Raw genomic sequence first — 18,740 nt, 5'->3', positions numbered from 1 at the left:
ATAGAGGAGAGTTAAGGAACTAACTTAATAGTAGGACAAATTTTTTGGCTTTGTTAACTGATACTGTTGATATTTATACATTTCGCTACAGGCGGACGCTTTCCGCGGGCAAGCCGTAAGCCGCTTTCCTCGCTATGCTCAAGTATGGCTCTTGCGGCTTCTTGTTCCCGCTGGAGTCGCCGCCTTTCGCTTCATGTCAGATGAGGGTTTTATCCCTTAACGATACATTCATTAAAAACAAGTATCAATGATCGGAATTCGTCTAGGAATGAATGTCCCTTTTATTATTGTTCACCTAACCAATTATTTACTATGCAGTGAAATAGTTTCATTTTTATAGATCTTATATACTTCCACGATGTCAAGGAAATTTTCTTGAAAGTCTTTGCAAGAAGTATTGCAATCTCTTACTATGTGTGATAAATTATTAAGGTATCTTTTAAGATAATTTCAAGTGATGATTCATATGGAAATAGCTTCACTAGTGAGGAGGGAATAAAATGCCAAAAAAATGTGTAATCACTGGTCGTAAAACTCGTTCCGGTAACTCTCGCTCCCACGCAATGAACGCAACAAAGCGCACTTGGGGAGCTAACCTTCAAAAAGTTCGCATTCTTGTAGATGGTAAACCAAAACGTGTTTGGGTTTCTGCAAGAGCATTAAAATCAGGTAAAGTTGAGCGTGTGTAATCACGTTTTCACTAATTCAAACACAAAAAAGGTGTCCTTCCGTAATCGCGGTCGGACACTTTTTTTAGTCTTATCCTTTTTTAAAGGTTCCTAACATTGCTCGAACAATGCCTCCAAGAAATTTAGGTAATTTAATTGTATAAAATTTCATTATACTCCCTCCTCATCAAATCAAAAGCTTTCTAGACAAAATTACATTCTAACCTATATTATTCAAATGAAGTCGATAAGTACGTAAGCTTCCCTAAATCGGGCGTCTATCAAAGGTCGTTACTTCTTATCATCATTAATATGCCCTCAGTAAACGAAAAAGTACCATAATCTTCTTTTAGTTCATTACTAATCGTTAATGTCGAACCCATGAAGATGTCTCTTTGATGAAGAGGATACTTAAAACCTTGTAAAGATAATTGCTTAACCGTTAGTGTAAGTGGGAGAAACGAAACATATTTTTTATCATGGATGATAGGTAATCGATATTCCCCTGGCGGATAAACAGCAATGATATTTTGGTCATCAATGAGTTCCACTTTTCCTTCCAAACGTAAAACGGAATCCAAGGTTAACAGTTGGACGTTCGCCATGAAATGGTCTAGCCGGCCACCTGTTGCCCCAAAAATACGAACTCGTTCCGGCTGCTGCCTGATAGCCCAATTTAATGCTAATTCCATATCTGTTTCATCTTTTTCAGGTACAAATTTTTTAATATGAGAAACAGCCTGATTAATTTCCTCCCATTCATTTTCCGTGACTGAATCAAAATCTCCAAAAGCAACATGCGGTGTGATTTTCTCATCTAATAACCGTTTAACACCACGATCTACTCCAACCCAAACAACGGAGGAACCATCATATGGCCCCAGCGGCGGATAAAAATGCTTCGGACCTCCACCAACAATATGGATAATCACATGTCCCTCTCCTTTCTAAAAGGCTCTACCCTAAAATAACTAACTGTTGATATTTATACATATCGCTTGTGGCGGACGCTTTCCGCGGGCAAGCCGCAAGCCGCTTCCCTCGCTACGCTCAAGTAGGGTCTTGCGGCTTCTTGTTCCCGCTGGAGTCGCCGCCGTGTGAATAACTGACTAAAAAACAACAATGACATATAACAATCCTTCTAAAAAGAATACCAGCACAAGGGCTGGTTTCTTTCGTACAAATTATTTATTTAATGCACTTAAAGCTGATTGTCGGATCGCATCAATTGCTTTTGCTCTATTTTCTTGATTATACACGGCAGAACCAGCAACTAACACGTTAGCTCCCGCTTCAACACACAATTTAGCCGTTTGCTCATTCACTCCACCATCGACTTCGATTTCAACATCTAGTCCATTTTGATCAACAAAATGTTTAACTTGACGGATTTTTGGTAACACCGTTTGGATAAATGATTGTCCGCCAAACCCAGGATTTACCGTCATTAATAGGACAAGATCGACATCGTGAATAATATGTTGAATCATTTCCACAGGGGTATGAGGATTTAACACCACCCCAGCTTTTACCCCTAATGATTTGATATGTTGAATGGTCCGGTGTAAATGTGAACATGCTTCCACGTGTACTGATATGTAATCAGCACCTGCTTTTGCAAATGAATCTAAATAACGGTCAGGTTGTTCAATCATTAAATGGACATCAAGTGGTAACTTCGTAATAGGACGGATCGCCTCCACGATTTGAGGTCCTAACGTAATATTAGGAACAAAATGTCCGTCCATTACGTCTACGTGGATATAATCTGCTCCACCTCGTTCCACATCGACGATTTCTTCTCCAAGTTTCGCAAAATTAGCGGACAAAATAGACGGAGCGATTTTGATCATCATTAAAACCTCGGCTTTCTGTCTTTAATTTCTTCGTAAAATTGCAAGTAATGCTCATAACGGTAAACAGGAATATCTCCTGCTTGCACCGCTTCTTTTACCGCACATTTCGGCTCATTAATATGCTGGCATCCCCGAAACTTACATCCTTCACTCCATTTCACCATTTCAGGGAAGTAAAGGTTCAAATCGGCGGCTTCAATATCGATAAATTCTAGAGAACTAAATCCAGGAGTATCAGCTACTAAGCCGTTTCCAATTTCAATTAGTTCGACATGTCGCGTCGTATGTTTTCCTCGTCCTAAATGGTGAGAAATCGCCCCTGTTTTTAATTGTAACTCAGGACGTATCGCGTTTAATAAAGACGATTTCCCAACCCCTGATTGACCAGCAAATACAGACACTTTTCCGTCTAAAAGTGGGAGTAATTCTTTGATTCCATCGGACGTTTTAATCGAAGTTTTAATCACGTTGTACCCAATATGTCGATAATCTTGTACATATTGTTCAAGCTGTTCTTTAGTTGTCTCATCGAGTAAATCCATTTTTGTAATGACGATAATAGGCATGATATCTTTGGATTCAACAAGAACTAGAAACCGATCTAAAAGAATTGGACTAAAGTCCGGTTCGACAGCTGAAAACACTAAAATTCCTTGGTCTACGTTCGCAATAGGAGGGCGAACTAGCTCATTTTTTCGTTCTTTAATTTCTAAAAGGTAACCTTCTTGTTCATTTTCTGCTTGAAAAACAACATAATCTCCAACGAGAGGAGTGACGTTTTTCTTACGAAACACTCCTCTTCCGCGACATTGATAAACGGTTTGCCCCTCTTTTACATAATAAAACCCGCTAAGTGCTTTTACAATTTTTCCTTCGGCCATAGCATTCCTCCTTATTCTTCTTCGGGATACGGAATCACTTCATCCATGATTACATTGCGATCTTTAATCACTTTAAAGCCAGCTTTTTCACCGGGCGCAATAAAAAATTCCAATCGTTTTTTCACCGTTTCAGTAATATAAAACGTTTCATACGGTTCTGTCATACTATGATTGATGTCCTCAATAAAAATTTGGATTTCTTGTGGCGTTCCTAGTGGTTCAGCATCGTAAGGAATCGTAATTTCTCGAAAAACTTGTTTCGGTGGGATTTCTTCTTTCCCTTTAGATACGACGACTTTCACTTCATCCCCTTTGTCCAGCTCAGTTCCAGGTTCAGGTGATTGAGAAATAACAAAGCCTATTGGGACTTCATCGTCATACTTTTCTTCCACAATGTTTATAACTAGGCCAGTGGCTTCTGCATAGGCATTTAAATTTTGTAAATTAAAGTTTGTTAAGTCTTTTAAAACAATTTTTTCAGGTCCGATGCTCACAGTAAATTCAATATCGGTTTCTTCTGGTACGACTTCCGTATTCGGTTCTGGTGATTGCCCAACAATCGTTCCTTCTGGTTGATGATGATGAACTTCTTTTTTCGTGACAGACCGAAACCCTTGACTCTTTAAAAACGTTTCAACTTGCTCGTACGAACGGCCTGTAAAATCGACCAATCGTATCGTTTCTTTACCTGAACTTATAAATAAATCTACTACCGTTCCTTCCTTAACGACTTTACCAGCATTCGGCGCTGTCTTTATCACTTTTCCTTTTTCAATTTCATTGCTTGGAGTTTCCGTCGTATCTCCTACTTCAAAACCTAGTGAAATGAGGGTTGATATAGCATTATCTAATTCCTCTCCAGTTAAGTAAGGAACTTCGATTTCATCAGGTCCAAGCCAATCAGGAAGAACGGTCAGAGCCAATACCCCTAATAATGATAAGACAATTAGAAAGAAGAATAAAAACCATGGCCATTTTTTCCGCTTCTTTTTCTTAGCCTTTTCTTGCTTTCCTAACTTACCCTCTCCATTTTTATGATGGACAATAGTCTCATCCAATGAAGGGGTAGTTCTTTCACTCGAAATAATCGGTATTGCCTTTGTTGCTTCTTCATCTTCGGGAATGATAAATTTCGGTTCATTGAGACGTTCCGGTTCTAATGCCGTACGCAAATCCTCGGCCATTTCTTCTGCACTTTCATAGCGTTGAAATGGATCTTTTGCCGTCGCTCGTATGACGATATTTTCTACACTTTGTGGAATGCTTTCATTCCATCTTCGTGGTGAAGGAATGTTCGATTGCAAATGTTTTAACGCAATAGAAACGGCAGATTCCCCAGAAAATGGTAACCGACCGGTTAACAACTCGAACATGACAATTCCTAAAGAATAAATATCGGACTTTTTCGTTGCCATTCCCCCGCGGGCTTGTTCTGGTGATAAATAATGAACAGATCCTAAAACCGAATTGGTTTGGGTAATCGTCGTCGCACTTAACGCCATAGCAATTCCAAAGTCGGTAATTTTGACATTCCCATTTCTATCAATTAATATGTTTTGCGGTTTTATATCTCGATGAACAATATGATTTTGATGGGCATGGGCAACCGCAGATGTTAATTGCAGCATAATATCTAACACTTTTTCAACCGATATTGGGTGATGCTTTTGGATATATTGTTTTAACGTTAATCCATCAACGTATTCCATGACGATGTAGTAAATATCATTTTCCTCACCAACATCATAAATGTTAACGATGTTTGGATGAGCTAGACTGGTGGCTGATTGTGCTTCCCGTTGAAAACGCCGTATAAACTCTTCTTCACTTGCAAAGTCTAATCGCAAAATTTTCACGGCAACATCCCGTTCTAAAATAACGTCCCTTGCTAAGTAGACGTTGGCCATTCCTCCGCCACCGATCATGTCTAAGATTTTATATCGTCCACTGAGTCGTTTACCAATTAACATGTGCATCACCCGCTCTCACTATCAGCTGCGAATTCAATAATGACAAGGGTAATATTATCTTCCCCACCGTTATCGTTTGCCATTTGGATTAACGTTTTGCCCTTTTCCTCAATGGATATCTTATCATCCAAAATATGACGTATTTCGTCTTCCGTCACTTTATTAGACAATCCATCCGAACAGAGAAGTAAAAAATCCCCTTCTTCAAATGTAATTGTTTTAAGTTCGACTTCGACTTTTTCCTCGGTACCTAAAGCTCTTAACAGGATATTTTTACGCGGGTGATGCTCGGCATCTTCTTTACTGATTTGACCAGTTCGGACGAGTTCGTTTACTAGAGAATGATCTTCCGTTAATTGACGAATCCCTTGTTCATTATATATGTACCCGCGACTATCCCCAATATGGGCAATTGTCACAAACTTTTCAGTACATATGGCGGCCACTAACGTTGTTCCCATTCCTTCGCATTCTTTATGGCTTGTTGAATATTCAAATACTTTATCATTCACATATTTGATTTGCTCATTTAACCATTGTTCAGCCATCTGTGGAGTTTCAAATGGTTCAGTCGTTGCCTCCCATTGTTGTTGCAAAAGGGAAATCGTCATTTCACTGGCGACTTCCCCTGCTTGGTGCCCTCCCATTCCATCAGCGACAATCGCTAACACGTCTCCATATGAATTTCGGAATATGCCTCCATTATCTTCATTTAATTGGCGCACTTTCCCACGGTCTGTATAATAAACTGCCCGCAAGCTCCTCACCTCGTTTCTTCTTTCCGCTCCTTTGCCCGAAGCTGACCGCATGCGGCATCAATATCGTGCCCATGTTCGCGACGAATCGTTACATTAATACCATGTTTTTTCAACGTGCGTTCAAATGTAAATATTTGATTTCGTGGCGTTCGGACATAATTTCGCTCCGGAACATAGTTTACAGGAATTAAGTTTACGTGACATTTTAAACCTTTAATTAATTGGGCTAATTCTTCAGCATGTTCGACTTGGTCGTTAACGCCACCAAATAGGCCATATTCGAAACTTACTCTACGACCAGTTTTTTCAATATAATATTTCACCGCATCTATTAAATCTGGGAGTTTATACGCTTTATTAATTGGCATTAATTTTGTACGTAATTCTGTATTTGGGGCATGCAGTGAAATCGCAAAATTAATTTGTAATTGTTCCTCCGCGAATTGATAAATCTTAGGAATGATTCCACTTGTTGAGACCGTGATGTGACGGGCACCAATGTGTAAACCTTTCTCATGGTTAATAATTTTTAAGAAGGCCATCATTTCATCATAATTGTCAAAAGGTTCACCAATTCCCATAATTACGACATGGCTGACCCGTTCTCCTGCTTCATCTAGTGCTTTTTGAACGTTTACCACTTGGGCAACAATCTCCCCAGCTTCTAAGTTCCGTTTTAGACCACCTAATGTAGAAGCACAAAATGTACAACCGATGCGACATCCCACTTGTGTTGTCACACAAACGGAGTTACCGTAATTGTGACGCATTAACACCGTTTCAATCGAATATCCGTCATGCAATTCAAATAAAAATTTGATTGTCCCATCTTGAGAAGTTTGTTTAACGATCGTTTTTAACGTAGTGATGGAAAACTGTTCCGCTAATTTTTCCCGCAAGCTCTTTGATAAATTCGTCATTTCATCAAACGAAGTGACCCGTTTTTTATACAACCATTCGTAAATTTGCTCGGCCCGAAAGGCCTTTTCTCCATTATCTTTTAACCACTCTTTTAGTTCTGTAAGCTGAAAAGAGTAAATGGATGGCTTTTCCGATTTTTGTAGGACTTTCCGTTGTTTCACCGTGGTTGATTCCATTTACTTCACCTTCTTTCGTAAGCATGCTATATAAAACCCATCGCTTCCAAAATCTTGAGGAAACACTTGCACTTGATGACCGTTAACCAACGGTTGAACGGGTTCTGGAAGTGAAAGTGGTTCAGGCATATATTCAGGATGTTGTTGCAAAAACTGTTCAATGACTCGGTCGTTTTCATCTCGGTCGACCGTACATGTACTATAAACAAGAATTCCCCCTTGTTTTACTAGAGGAGCCACTGCATGTAAGATGCTTTGTTGTACAGATTTTAGAGCTTGCACATCTTCTACGTTTTTCGAGTATTTAATATCTGGCTTACGGCGCAGTACTCCTAAACCAGAGCATGGGGCGTCCACTAACACTCGGTCAAAAGTCTCATTAGCAAAATAATCTCCGGCCTTACGACTATCTATACATTTCGTATGAATAATCGTTAACTTTAACCGGTTCCGCTGTTCTTCAATGAGCTTCACTTTATGCTCATGTAAATCAAGAGCCCAAACTTCTCCCTCGTTGTCCATCATTTCGGCAATGTGTGTGGTCTTTCCACCAGGTGCCGCACAACAATCTAATACTTTCATCCCCGGTGTTAGTTTCAATGCGTGTGCAACCAGCATCGAACTTTCATCTTGAACCGTCAACAGGCCTTCATTAAAGGCTTGTGAATGTGCTAAATTCCCACGTAACGAGCGAATCCCTTCAGGAACAATCGGACTTGGTTGAACGTTCCAGCCATCATTTGTAAGCTGATCGAGAAGTTGTTCACGTGAAAGTTGAACGGTGTTCGTACGAACGGTTTGAACAGGTGCAATTAAATTTTCTTCACACATTTGTTTTGTTCGCTCAAGTCCAAATTGTTCAACCCATCGCTTCACTAACCATATAGGATGACTTGTTTCAATTGAAATTCGCTCAATCGGATCGCTGATTTGATCTAAGGAAGGAACTCCTTCGCGTTGCACTGATCGAAGAACACCATTCACTAGCCCGGCAATTCCTCGATGCCCTTTTCTTTTCGCAATTTCGACCGCTTCATGGATCACCGCTCGATCAGGAATTTTATCTAAAAATACCATCTGGTAAAGGGATAATCGCAATAATTGGCGAACCCAGCTTTGAAGTTTTTTCGGTTTTTTTAAAAAGGGAGCCAAGAAATAATCTAAAGTATATTGACGTTGAATCGTTCCATATGTCAACTCGGTTAGTAGCGCAGTATCTTTTGGAGGCAATTGGTGCTCTTTAATCACATGATTGAGCAATATATTACTGTACGACTGATGTTTCTCAACCGCTAATAATACGTCTAAGGCAACTTCGCGAACGTTTTTCGTTTTAGACATTTTCTTCTCCTAACTTCATACCGATTGTAATATGACTTCCTGCCCCCCGTAAAAAGTCCTTGGCCTCCATTCGTTTTTTACCAGCTGGCTGGAGTTCGGTAATTTTAATACCAATTTCGTTACCCGTAGCCACCACAAAACCATCTTCTTCGACCTTTACGATTTCGCCAGGTGTACTCTTATGATTGAGCGGATATTTGACGCCCCACCAAATTTTTAATACGTTACCAGCCAATGTCGTAAAGGCCACTGGCCACGGGTGAAGACCACGAATGTGGTTGTAAATGTCTTCTCCATTTTTCGACCAATCAATTTTTTCTTGCTCTCGTTTAATATTATAGGCAAACGTTGCTTCTTCATCATTTTGTGGAATTGGCTCAATGTCTCCACGAAGAAGCTTCGGAATTGTTTGTGATAATAGCTTGGCTCCTGCCTCACTTAATTTATCGTGCAGACTTCCAACGTGGTCATCCTCTTCAATAGGGACTTCCACTTGCGTTAAAATATCGCCTGCGTCAAGTTTTTCTACCATATACATAATGGTTATTCCCGTTTTTTTCTTTCCTTGAAGAATTGCATAATGAATCGGGGCACCGCCTCGTAATTCTGGAAGCAAGGAAGCATGAACATTAATACATCCGTAACGAGGTGCATATAGTATTTCTTTCGGTAATATTTGACCGAAAGCAGCGGTTACAATTAAGTCGGGTTGTAACGCTAAAATTTTTTCATATTCTTGAGGATCTTTAATTTTTTCCGGTTGATAAACAGGAATTCCATGCTTTTCGGCTTCTACTTTTACAGGCGGTGGCGTTAACACGCGTTTTCGCCCAACAGGACGATCCGGCTGGGTAACGACGGCCACGACGTCGTACCCATCTTCAATGATTTTTCGAAGTACGGGGACCGAAAAATCTGGTGTTCCCATAAAAACGATTTTTGTCATTCGCTCTCCTACCCTTCTAATTCTTCTTCTTTGACGTATTCAATAATTTTAGAAGTAAATAAGATTCCGTTCAAATGATCGATTTCATGTTGTATGGCACGCGCTAAAAAGCCGTTCGCTTTTAGAAGAAAATAGCGCCCTTTCCTGTCTTGGGCTTTTACTTTAACAGAATATGGTCGGCTTACTTTTCCGTACACTCCCGGAAAACTAAGGCAACCTTCCACATCCGTATCTTCTCCATGGCTTTCAATAATTTCGGGATTAATTAATTCAATCGTTCCATGTTCATCCCCAATATCAACAATCGCAATACGCTGATTGACCCCTACTTGCGGAGCGGCTAGTCCGACCCCATCAGCAGCCACCATTGTATCATACATATCTTGTAATAGTTTTCTTAACTTTTTATCAAATACTGTGACCCGTTCACAGTTCGTTTCTAATATGTCTGCTGGATACGTAACGATTGGTAAAATAGCCAACGTATTTCCTCCTGTCTTTTTCACTTCCTACATCATCATGTATGGATGTAAATCAACGGATACATACACATTTTCCGAATTACGTTCTTTCACATAAAAGTCTAAAATTTTCTTCAATGCAGGAATGAGCCTTGGTTCCCGCTTGTATTTTATCAAACATTGATATCGATATCTATCGTTGATCCGAGGTATTGGTGATACGGTAGGTCCTAAAATAATTGCTTCTTCTGAGAGTTGAGTTTTCATATAAGACGTAATTTTTTCACAGACGGATATCACCTTCATTAAATCTTCATGACTCACATGTATGAGAGCTAAATAATAAAAAGGGGGATAGCGTCCCATTTTACGCATGACCATTTCCTTCTGATAAAAGTCGTTATAATTTTGCTCCCCAGCTAATTCTATGCTGTAATGTTCGGGGGTGTAAGTTTGAATGACAACTTCTCCTTGTAACTCATGTCGCCCGGCACGGCCACTTACTTGTGTCAACAGCTGGAACGTTTTTTCAGAGGCGCGAAAATCAGGTAAATGCAACATGGTATCCGCACTTAAAACACCTACGAGCGTGATGTTTGGAAAATCTAATCCCTTAGCAATCATTTGCGTACCTAATAAAATATCCGCTTTTCCTTCTTGGAATTGGCTTAATAACCGTTCATGGGCGCCTTTTCGACTTGTTGTATCTACATCCATGCGAATGACTCGAGCATGAGGCAACAATTTCCCAAGTTCTTCTTCCACTTTTTGTGTACCTGTGCCAAAATAACGAATATGTTCACTTCCACATTCCGTACAAACCCCTGGTACGGTCGTTTCAAACCCGCAATAATGACATTTTAATTGATTCGTCACTCGATGATACGTTAAGGAAATGTCACAATGCGGACATTGCATAACGCTTCCACAATCGCGACACATCACAAACGACGAATAGCCTCGTCTGTTTAAAAAAAGGACCGTTTGCTGCCCTTTTTCGAGTCGGTCTTGTAGCTTTTCGAATAATAGAGTTGAAAACATCGACCGATTTCCTTTACGAAGCTCTTCCCGCATATCAACAATCGAAACGTCTGGTAACGACCGGTCATTCATTCGTTTCGACAATGTCAATAAGTGATACACATTTTTTTGAGCTCGAGCAAACGATTCTAACGATGGTGTCGCGCTTCCTAAAACGACAGGACATCCATGGAATTTTCCGCGATAAATTGCCACATCCCGCGCATGATATCGCGGATTCTCCTCCTGTTTGTAGCTTGTTTCATGTTCTTCATCAATAATAATAATGCCGATATTTTCGAATGGAGCAAAGATCGCTGATCGAGCTCCTACAACGACCTTCACTTCTTTTCGTTGGACTTTGCGCCACTCATCGTACTTTTCACCGATGGATAGGCCGCTATGTAACACCGCCACATCATCACCAAACCGCCCTTTAAACCGGTGTACCATTTGAGGGGTTAACGAAATTTCCGGAACGAGTACAATTGCCTCTTTTCCTTGTTCCAATACTCGTTGAATGGCTTGTAAATATATTTCGGTTTTTCCACTTCCGGTTACTCCGTATAACAGATACGTGCGATGATCGCCGTTTTCAATGGACGAAAGGATTGGGGAAATCGCTTTTTGTTGTTGGTCGGTTAACGGAAGCGGATACGTTTTTTCAAACGAACGATGTTGATAAGGGTCGCGATACACTTCTACTTCCTTCTCTTGCAATATACCTTTTTTCACAAGCTCTTGAACAACCGATGTTGACGTTTGACAGGCGGTCGTTAGTTCTTTCATCGTCCAGCTCGTTTCAGGAGATTTCAATAAAAACTCTAGCACTTCTCGTTGTTTTTTCGCATGTTTAGAGAAAGTATCCATGATTCGTTTTAGCTCGTCTGTAGGATGGCTGAGTAAATAATGCTTTTCGATTTTTTTTCGTGCTTTATCTTTCACATCGTATACGACTTCAAACGTCCCTATCGATACTGCTGTTTGAAGCGTTGAAAGCCAATTTCGTTGATCTGCTTCTTTCCATGAGATTTCGGTACGATCGTTAAACCATTGTTGCAATTCCACTGGGAGCTGGTTGATTCCTTCACGGTTTACCAAAACGAGCTTCTTTTCATATTTGGCTTTCATTGCCGCTGGAAGCATCGCTTGGTAGGCAGAGATTTTAAAGCATAACGTATGTTCCGTCAGCCACTCACCGAGCTGTAACAATTCTTTGTTTAATACGGGTGATAAGTCCATCGGCTCACTTATTTTTTTTAAGTTTTTTACCGTTGAAGTCGGCTTTAAGCGAACAACTACCCCTTGGACTTTACGTGGACCAAACGGAACGATTACGCGCATGCCTGGGACTATTTTTCCGACCCACTCATCCGGAATGAGGTAATCAAACTCTTTGTCTGTTTGCATCGTCGGAACGTCAACAATTACGGCGGCTACTTGCATGGTTCATCCTCTTTCATATCGGAAATAATTTCTTCAAACAACTTCTCCGCCACTTCGTGCTTAGACATAAGCGGCAACGTCTTTGTGGAACCATCTTTCTTTACAAAAGTAACAATGTTTGTATCCGTTCCAAAACCAGCCCCTGCTGTTATCACATTATTCGCCACAATCATATCCGCATTTTTCTTTTCTAATTTTTGACGTGCATAATGTTCGACATCGTTCGTTTCTGCGGCAAACCCTACAACATATTGGGTCGTTTTTCTTTTCCCAATTTCTTTTAAAATATCTTTTGTTCTTTCCAGTTCAATCATTAAGTCTCCATCTTGTTTTTTCATTTTTTGTAGATACGTCTGTTTCGGCCGGTAGTCCGCTACGGCCGCGCTTTTAATAACGATATCGCTATCAGATAACCGTTCAATGACCGCTTGGTACATCTCTTCAGCAGATTCTACCGATACGAATTCGACGTTTGCTGGAGGCACTAATGAAGTCGGTCCTGAAACGAGCGTAACATCCGCACCAAACGAAGAAGCTACTTCTGCTAAAGCGTAGCCCATTTTCCCGGTAGAGCGGTTCGTGAAAAAGCGGACAGGGTCAAGTCTTTCACGTGTCGGTCCTGCTGTAATTAACACTTTTTTTCCTTTAAGTGGTTGGCTCTCTTTTTTGGCAAAAAACTCCTCCATTAAAGCGACGATTTTTTCCGGCTCTTCTAACCGACCTTTGCCAATATATCCACAAGCTAAATATCCTTCGGATGGTTCGACAAATCGATAACCATAGGAAGCAAGTGTCGCAATATTTTTTTTCACGGCCGGATGGTCATACATATGGACATTCATCGCTGGCGCAATCCAAACTGGTGCCGTCGTAGCGAGCAAAGTCGTGGAAATCATGTCGTCAGCAATTCCGTTGGCGAGTTTTCCAATCATATTCGCTGTTGCTGGAGCTACTAACACTAAGTCCGCCCAATCGGCTAAATCGATATGAGCAATAACTTTCGGATTTTTTTCATCAAACGTATCATCGTACACTTCATTCCGTGACAATGCTTGAAAGGTAAGCGGTGTCACAAATTGTTTCGCTGACTTGCTCATCATCACTTTTACGTCAGCGCCTTGCTGGGTAAGTTTACTTGTTAGCGCACATGCTTTGTATACCGCAATTCCACCTGTAACACATAATAATATTCGTTTACCTTGTAACGTCATTCTCCCATCTCCTCATACAAAATCGGTTCTTCTTTCTTTAGTTTAACAAGCATTAGAAGGAGAGGCTTAAAATAAAACAAAATAACAACCTATAAAAATAGGTTGTTATTCCTTCGATTCCTTCACAGGAACCATTCGAAGACGTTCAGCATCAATTTCTTCTAACGCTTTACCAACAAATTTTTGTGATACGTACTTTTCTAAAATGCCTTCTTCTTTGTCTTGTAATTGACGGGCACGTTTAGCCGCAATTGTAACTAAAGAGTATTTAGAATCAATTTTGTTCATTAAAGAATCAATGGATGGATATAACATTACTTCTCACCCTCCAACATTTTTTTATACATTTTCGCCACACGTTCACGTCGACAATGCTCCGCTTTGACGATGGCTTTAATTCGCTCGCAAGCAAGTTCTACTTGATCGTTAACTACGACATAATCGTATAAGTCCATCATTTCAATTTCTTTTTTTGCTTCTTCTAAGCGATTTATAATTAATTCTTCGGTTTCAGTTCCGCGAGAAACGATGCGGTTTTTTAACTCTTCTAAGCTCGGTGGTGCAAGGAAAATAAACAGTCCGTCTGGGAATTTTTCCCGCACTTGCTTCGCCCCTTGGACTTCAATTTCTAAAACAACGTCTTTTCCAGCATCCATCGTTTCTTTTACATAATCGACAGGTGTACCGTAATAGTTGCCGACATATTCAGCATACTCAAGTAGTTTTCCTTCTTTAATCAATCGTTCAAATTCTTCGCGGGTTTTAAAGAAATAATCTACTCCATCCACTTCACCTTCACGAGGTGGGCGGGTCGTTATTGAAATCGAATATTCAAATTGAGTATTTTCTTGTTCGAAAAGCGCTTTTCGTACGGTTCCTTTTCCGACACCTGATGGGCCAGATAGAACGATTAACAATCCTTTTTCCTTCATTCCTGTTCCCCCTATTATTCATCTAGCTCTTTATCCACTAGTCGATGGGCCACCGTTTCCGGCTGAACGGCTGATAAAATGACATGATCGCTATCCATAATAATGACAGCACGCGTTCGTCGACCATATGTGGCATCAATTAACGTTCCTTTTTCACGCGCTTCTTGAATTAATCGTTTGATAGGTGCTGATTCCGGGCTTACAATAGAAATAATACGGTGGGCGGATACAATATTGCCAAACCCAATATTTATTAATTTAATCGCCATGCTGCTCCCCCAATTCTCCCTGTTCTACTAAAATGGTCTATGATGGTACCATCACTCGATGTTTTGAACTTGTTCCCTCATTTTTTCTAAAAATGTTTTCATTTCAACAACTTTCGATGCAATGTGAGAATCATTTGCTTTCGAACCGATGGTATTGACTTCCCGGTTCATTTCTTGAATTAAAAAGTCCAGCTTTCGACCAACCGGCTCTTGTAATTGCAGGGTGTGTTGAAATTGTTGAATGTGGCTAAGTAAACGAGTAATTTCTTCATTAATATCGGCTTTGTCTGAGAAAACTGCCACCTCGGTTAACAATCGAGCTTCGTCAAACACCCCGGAAGCAAATTCCTTCATTTTCTTTTCAAGCCGTTCTTTATATGCTTTGACAACCGAAGGGGCTAATTCTTTTAACGATTCGACTGTTGTACAAAGCTTTTGTAGATGGAGCTCTAAATCTTTATGTAATTCTTCGCCTTCTTTTTGGCGCATGTCCAACAATTGCTTCCCCGCTTCTTCCACTGCGGCTAAAACTAACTGTTCCACTTCTTCATTTGCTTCTTCTCTTTCTTCAATCGAAATTAGTTCATCCCGCATGAGGAGATCTTGAAGCGTAACATCCTTAGGGAGATTGTATCTTTCTGTGATTCTGTTTACTAATTGATAATAATCATCTAATAGCTCCCAGTCAATATGTAACGAACGATGAATCAGTCCTTCTCCTTCTATGGTTACGAAGACCTCAACACGTCCTCGGTGAATAAAACGCGACAAGATTTTCTTCATTTTTTCTTCCAATTTTAAAAGTTGCCGTGGCATGCGAATTTGTATTTCACTAAATCGATGATTGACCGATTTCATTTCAACTGTAACATCTAATTGATTTGAGGACACTTGCGCTCTTCCGTAGCCCGTCATACTAAGAACCATGACAATCACTTCCAATCTAGTAGTAAACGATTTATACGTATTTTATACATGTTCATTTGAAGTAAATGTCGTATTTATAACAGTAAATGTTATTTTGTTTAAAAACAATAAAAAAGGTAATAGAGAAGACTCTACTACCTTTCTGATTATAGCATACTTTTTCGTCTTTTTCTTGCAAAAAATGTCCCTGCTAGTAAAAAGGTCGGGATGGCGCTTAAAGCAATAATTAATAACCAATCTCTTGGATCAATTGCGACTGTATGAAAAATTGGTTGTAATGGTGGGAAATAAATGACAACGATCATTAACACAATCGAAGATAACACGGCCCACACTAAATACATATTGCCAAATGGATTTCTCGAAAAAATAGAGGTTTCACTGCGACAGTCAAAGACGTGAATTAATTGCGCTAACACAAGGGTCGCAAAAGCGCATGTTTGCGCGTATGCTAAATCGTTCGGATGTTGATCATACGTTATTAAAAAGGCTAATAAAGTCGCAAATCCGATTAAAAATCCTCGCGATATGACCTTCCAACCTAGTCCGCGTGCAAAGACGCCTTCATTCGGATGTCTAGGTTTTCGGTTCATCACATCATCTTCAGGTCGATCTAATCCTAAAGCCATGGCTGGTAACCCATCTGTCACTAAATTCACCCACAAAATTTGTATCGGAACGAGGGGAAGTGGTAAGGCGAGCAACATCGCAAATAACATGACTAATATTTCTCCCACATTGGAGGCGAGTAAATAGCGAATAAACTTACGAATATTTTCATATATATTGCGTCCCTCTTGAATCGCTTCTTTAATCGTAGCAAAATGGTCATCTAAAAGAACAAGGGATGAAGCTTCTTTTGTCACATCTGTTCCAGTAATCCCCATGGCAACCCCAATGTCCGCTGCTTTAATCGCTGGGGCATCGTTTACTCCATCGCCAGTCATCGCTACAATATGCCCACGATTTTGAAAGGCTTTAACAATTTTTAACTTATGTTCAGGGGACACGCGCGCAAAAACAGATGTCTGTTCGACTACTTGTTCTAACTCTTCGATCGTCATGTCATTTAATTGTTGTCCTGTAATGACGCGATCATTTGGCCGTAAAATGCTTAATTGTTTCGCAATTGCCTTTGCGGTGATCACATGATCCCCAGTAATCATGACGGTTTTTATGCCAGCTTGACGACATTGGGCCACAGCCTGTTTTACTTCTGGACGCGGTGGATCGATCATCCCTTGAAACCCGACAAGCGTTAAATCTCGTTCAATGGATTCAGGTACCATTGGTATAGTAGAATTAGGTAACTTTTTATAAGCGACCGCAATGGTCCGTAGTGCTTGAGAAGCCAATTGTTCAATTGTGGCTATACATATGCGCTCTTTTTCTTTTGATAGAGGGACCGTTTGTCCGTTCCAAAGGATGGCATTACAATTGGAAAGCAGTACATCTGGTGCCCCTTTCGTGACCAAAAACCGCGTACCTTGTCGATCTTTTACAATGACACTCATCATTTTTCGTTTGGAATCAAACGGAAGTTCATGTTCCAATAGAAATTCTGTTGCCAATTGTTCACGATTCAGTCCTGCCTTATAAGCGGCAACAACCATCGCCCCTTCCGTTGGATCGCCGTTAATGAAGTATCGATCTTCATTTACTTGTAATTGTGCGTTTGAACATAACAATCCGTACTGCATTAAAAGGTGCATACTTCGGTCGTTATGGGGATGAACTAATTGATTGGCTCGATAAAATTGACCGCTTGGTTCATACCCATTTCCAGTGACGGTCCATAAGTTTCCCCCACTCCATAAGTGAGTGACGGTCATTTTATTTTGGGTCATCGTACCGGTTTTATCGGAACAAATAACAGAAGCACACCCTAACGTTTCTACCGCTGGTAGTTTCCTAACAATGGCGTTCTTTTTTATCATGCGCTGAACACCAAGGGATAAAACGACCGTCACAATCGCTGGTAATCCTTCTGGGATAGCGGCTACTGCTAGCGATACCCCTGCTAAAAACATCGTATACACATCATGCCCTTGTAACACCCCAACAGCTACGACTAACAGGGTTAGTAAAAGAGCTGCAGTAATTAAAATTCTCCCTAATTGTTCAAGACGCCGTTGTAAAGGGGTCGTCATGCTTTCAGCATGTTGTAAAAGGTGAGCAATATTGCCCATGGCTGTTTTCATCCCGATCGCACTTACGATACCTATCCCGTTTCCTCTTGTGACCATCGTTCCCATAAAGGCCATATTCGCGACATCGCCTAAGCTAACACTTTCTTCATATATGGGATCCGCATGTTTACTGACAGGAACCGATTCTCCGGTTAAAGCGGATTCTTCAATTTCTAAATTGTTCGCCTTTATGATCCGAACATCCGCTCCAATTCGGTCACCGCTTTCAAATTTTAAAATATCCCCAACGACAATTTGTTTCGTTGGAATGGTGATCCACTTCCCTTCTCGAAGAACGGTCGCTTGGGGAGATGACAATTCTTTTAGAGCTTCTAATGACTTTTCCGCCTTTCTTTCTTGAAAAAAACCTAACAAGCCATTGATGAATACGATAGCAATGATGGCAATAGCATCAATGTATTCTCCTAACAAGCCTGATATGAGAGTAGCTGCTAATAAAACAAGAACCATAAAATCTTTAAATTGACTAAAAAATAATAGTAATAAAGAGGGCTTCTCCCCTTCTTCGAGTTCGTTCCATCCAAACTGCTTTCTTCGTTTTTGAACTTCTTCTTCGTGAAGACCCGTTTTACTATTCGTTCGTAGCGCTTGTTCTATCTCTTTTATTGGCATTTGATGATACTTCATCTGAACGATTCACTCTCCCTCTTCCCGTCCTAAAATCCATACTCATAGGAAGCTTATTCAGACTCGTCCAAAAAAATGTTATAATTTATTCATTCTGTGAAAGGCACCTTCCTTTTTATT

At 40.3% G+C, this 18,740-nt stretch carries 18 protein-coding genes; 1 reads left to right on the top strand and 17 read right to left on the bottom strand.

The window, feature by feature from the left end; translation table 11 throughout:
* The first annotated feature begins 500 nt into the window (after positions 1 to 500).
* Complete coding sequence (rpmB, locus tag ABES52_RS12220) at positions 501 to 689, top strand: 50S ribosomal protein L28 (RefSeq protein WP_429651437.1); 189 nt, start codon at positions 501 to 503, stop codon at positions 687 to 689.
* A 70-nt stretch (positions 690 to 759) separates the two neighbouring features.
* Here rpmB and spoVM read toward each other — a convergent pair whose 3' ends face one another.
* From spoVM to ABES52_RS12135, 17 genes are all read right to left on the bottom strand, one after another.
* Positions 760 to 840 (bottom strand): stage V sporulation protein SpoVM, encoded by an 81-nt coding sequence (spoVM, locus tag ABES52_RS12215; RefSeq protein WP_017551496.1) that lies wholly within the window; start codon positions 838 to 840, stop codon positions 760 to 762.
* Between the two features lie 109 nt (positions 841 to 949).
* Positions 950 to 1,600, bottom strand: a complete 651-nt coding sequence (locus ABES52_RS12210) for a thiamine diphosphokinase (RefSeq protein ID WP_429651436.1) — start codon at positions 1,598 to 1,600, stop codon at positions 950 to 952.
* A 252-nt stretch (positions 1,601 to 1,852) separates the two neighbouring features.
* Positions 1,853 to 2,521 carry a ribulose-phosphate 3-epimerase gene (gene rpe / locus ABES52_RS12205; RefSeq protein WP_429651435.1) on the bottom strand — a complete coding sequence of 223 codons (669 nt, stop codon included), beginning with the start codon at positions 2,519 to 2,521 and terminating at the stop codon, positions 1,853 to 1,855.
* A 2-nt stretch (positions 2,522 to 2,523) separates the two neighbouring features.
* Positions 2,524 to 3,405, bottom strand: coding sequence for a ribosome small subunit-dependent GTPase A (rsgA, locus tag ABES52_RS12200; protein ID WP_429651434.1), 882 nt, complete (start codon positions 3,403 to 3,405; stop codon positions 2,524 to 2,526).
* 11 nt (positions 3,406 to 3,416) lie between these two features.
* Positions 3,417 to 5,375: a Stk1 family PASTA domain-containing Ser/Thr kinase gene (gene pknB / locus ABES52_RS12195; RefSeq protein WP_429651433.1), complete on the bottom strand. Its 1,959-nt coding sequence runs from the start codon at positions 5,373 to 5,375 to the stop codon at positions 3,417 to 3,419.
* Positions 5,376 to 5,380: 5 nt separating this feature from the next.
* Positions 5,381 to 6,133 (bottom strand): Stp1/IreP family PP2C-type Ser/Thr phosphatase, encoded by a 753-nt coding sequence (locus ABES52_RS12190; RefSeq protein ID WP_429651432.1) that lies wholly within the window; start codon positions 6,131 to 6,133, stop codon positions 5,381 to 5,383.
* A 5-nt stretch (positions 6,134 to 6,138) separates the two neighbouring features.
* Positions 6,139 to 7,230 (bottom strand): dual-specificity RNA methyltransferase RlmN, encoded by a 1,092-nt coding sequence (rlmN, locus tag ABES52_RS12185; RefSeq protein ID WP_429651431.1) that lies wholly within the window; start codon positions 7,228 to 7,230, stop codon positions 6,139 to 6,141.
* Positions 7,231 to 8,571, bottom strand: a complete 1,341-nt coding sequence (rsmB, locus tag ABES52_RS12180; protein WP_429651430.1) for a 16S rRNA (cytosine(967)-C(5))-methyltransferase RsmB — start codon at positions 8,569 to 8,571, stop codon at positions 7,231 to 7,233. It lies immediately after the preceding gene.
* A complete protein-coding gene (gene fmt, locus ABES52_RS12175) occupies positions 8,564 to 9,517 on the bottom strand; it encodes a methionyl-tRNA formyltransferase (protein ID WP_429651429.1) in 954 nt (317 codons plus the stop codon). The genes rsmB and fmt overlap by 8 nt, the downstream gene beginning before the upstream one ends.
* An 8-nt stretch (positions 9,518 to 9,525) precedes the next feature.
* Positions 9,526 to 9,999 (bottom strand): peptide deformylase, encoded by a 474-nt coding sequence (gene def, locus ABES52_RS12170; RefSeq protein ID WP_429651428.1) that lies wholly within the window; start codon positions 9,997 to 9,999, stop codon positions 9,526 to 9,528.
* Between the two features lie 27 nt (positions 10,000 to 10,026).
* Positions 10,027 to 12,444: a primosomal protein N' gene (gene priA, locus ABES52_RS12165; RefSeq protein ID WP_429651427.1), complete on the bottom strand. Its 2,418-nt coding sequence runs from the start codon at positions 12,442 to 12,444 to the stop codon at positions 10,027 to 10,029.
* On the bottom strand, positions 12,435 to 13,655 hold the full coding sequence (coaBC, locus tag ABES52_RS12160; protein ID WP_429651426.1) for a bifunctional phosphopantothenoylcysteine decarboxylase/phosphopantothenate--cysteine ligase CoaBC: 1,221 nt from the start codon (positions 13,653 to 13,655) through the stop codon (positions 12,435 to 12,437). Before coaBC ends, priA begins: the two co-directional genes overlap by 10 nt.
* Positions 13,656 to 13,760: 105 nt before the next feature.
* Positions 13,761 to 13,970, bottom strand: coding sequence for a DNA-directed RNA polymerase subunit omega (gene rpoZ, locus ABES52_RS12155; RefSeq protein ID WP_429651425.1), 210 nt, complete (start codon positions 13,968 to 13,970; stop codon positions 13,761 to 13,763).
* On the bottom strand, positions 13,970 to 14,587 hold the full coding sequence (gene gmk / locus ABES52_RS12150; RefSeq protein WP_429651424.1) for a guanylate kinase: 618 nt from the start codon (positions 14,585 to 14,587) through the stop codon (positions 13,970 to 13,972). Before gmk ends, rpoZ begins: the two co-directional genes overlap by 1 nt.
* A gap of 14 nt (positions 14,588 to 14,601) precedes the next feature.
* Positions 14,602 to 14,856: an extracellular matrix/biofilm regulator RemA gene (remA, locus tag ABES52_RS12145; RefSeq protein WP_429651423.1), complete on the bottom strand. Its 255-nt coding sequence runs from the start codon at positions 14,854 to 14,856 to the stop codon at positions 14,602 to 14,604.
* A gap of 51 nt (positions 14,857 to 14,907) precedes the next feature.
* Positions 14,908 to 15,783: a YicC/YloC family endoribonuclease gene (locus tag ABES52_RS12140; protein WP_429651422.1), complete on the bottom strand. Its 876-nt coding sequence runs from the start codon at positions 15,781 to 15,783 to the stop codon at positions 14,908 to 14,910.
* Between the two features lie 146 nt (positions 15,784 to 15,929).
* Positions 15,930 to 18,620, bottom strand: a complete 2,691-nt coding sequence (locus tag ABES52_RS12135) for a calcium-translocating P-type ATPase, SERCA-type (RefSeq protein ID WP_429651421.1) — start codon at positions 18,618 to 18,620, stop codon at positions 15,930 to 15,932.
* Positions 18,621 to 18,740 lie beyond the last annotated feature (120 nt).

Source organism: Aeribacillus pallidus (assembly GCF_050478865.1).
Taxonomy (GTDB): Bacteria; Bacillota; Bacilli; order Bacillales; family JACDOC01; genus JACDOC01.
This window is presented reverse-complemented; position numbering and strand designations above follow the sequence as displayed.

Excerpts from the sequence above, each read along its gene's own strand:
- pknB (WP_429651433.1), bottom strand. The coding sequence starts at position 5,375 with ATGTTAATTGGTAAACGACTCAGTGGACGATATAAAATCTTAGACATG.
- rsmB (WP_429651430.1), bottom strand. The coding sequence starts at position 8,571 with ATGTCTAAAACGAAAAACGTTCGCGAAGTTGCCTTAGACGTATTATTA.
- rsgA (WP_429651434.1), bottom strand. The coding sequence starts at position 3,405 with ATGGCCGAAGGAAAAATTGTAAAAGCACTTAGCGGGTTTTATTATGTA.
- priA (WP_429651427.1), bottom strand. The coding sequence starts at position 12,444 with ATGCAAGTAGCCGCCGTAATTGTTGACGTTCCGACGATGCAAACAGAC.
- spoVM (WP_017551496.1), bottom strand. The coding sequence starts at position 840 with ATGAAATTTTATACAATTAAATTACCTAAATTTCTTGGAGGCATTGTT.
- ABES52_RS12140 (WP_429651422.1), bottom strand. The coding sequence starts at position 15,783 with ATGGTTCTTAGTATGACGGGCTACGGAAGAGCGCAAGTGTCCTCAAAT.
- fmt (WP_429651429.1), bottom strand. The coding sequence starts at position 9,517 with ATGACAAAAATCGTTTTTATGGGAACACCAGATTTTTCGGTCCCCGTA.
- coaBC (WP_429651426.1), bottom strand. The coding sequence starts at position 13,655 with ATGACGTTACAAGGTAAACGAATATTATTATGTGTTACAGGTGGAATT.
- rpmB (WP_429651437.1), top strand. The coding sequence starts at position 501 with ATGCCAAAAAAATGTGTAATCACTGGTCGTAAAACTCGTTCCGGTAAC.
- gmk (WP_429651424.1), bottom strand. The coding sequence starts at position 14,587 with ATGAAGGAAAAAGGATTGTTAATCGTTCTATCTGGCCCATCAGGTGTC.
- remA (WP_429651423.1), bottom strand. The coding sequence starts at position 14,856 with ATGGCGATTAAATTAATAAATATTGGGTTTGGCAATATTGTATCCGCC.
- rpoZ (WP_429651425.1), bottom strand. The coding sequence starts at position 13,970 with ATGTTATATCCATCCATTGATTCTTTAATGAACAAAATTGATTCTAAA.
- rpe (WP_429651435.1), bottom strand. The coding sequence starts at position 2,521 with ATGATCAAAATCGCTCCGTCTATTTTGTCCGCTAATTTTGCGAAACTT.
- rlmN (WP_429651431.1), bottom strand. The coding sequence starts at position 7,230 with ATGGAATCAACCACGGTGAAACAACGGAAAGTCCTACAAAAATCGGAA.
- ABES52_RS12135 (WP_429651421.1), bottom strand. The coding sequence starts at position 18,620 with ATGAAGTATCATCAAATGCCAATAAAAGAGATAGAACAAGCGCTACGA.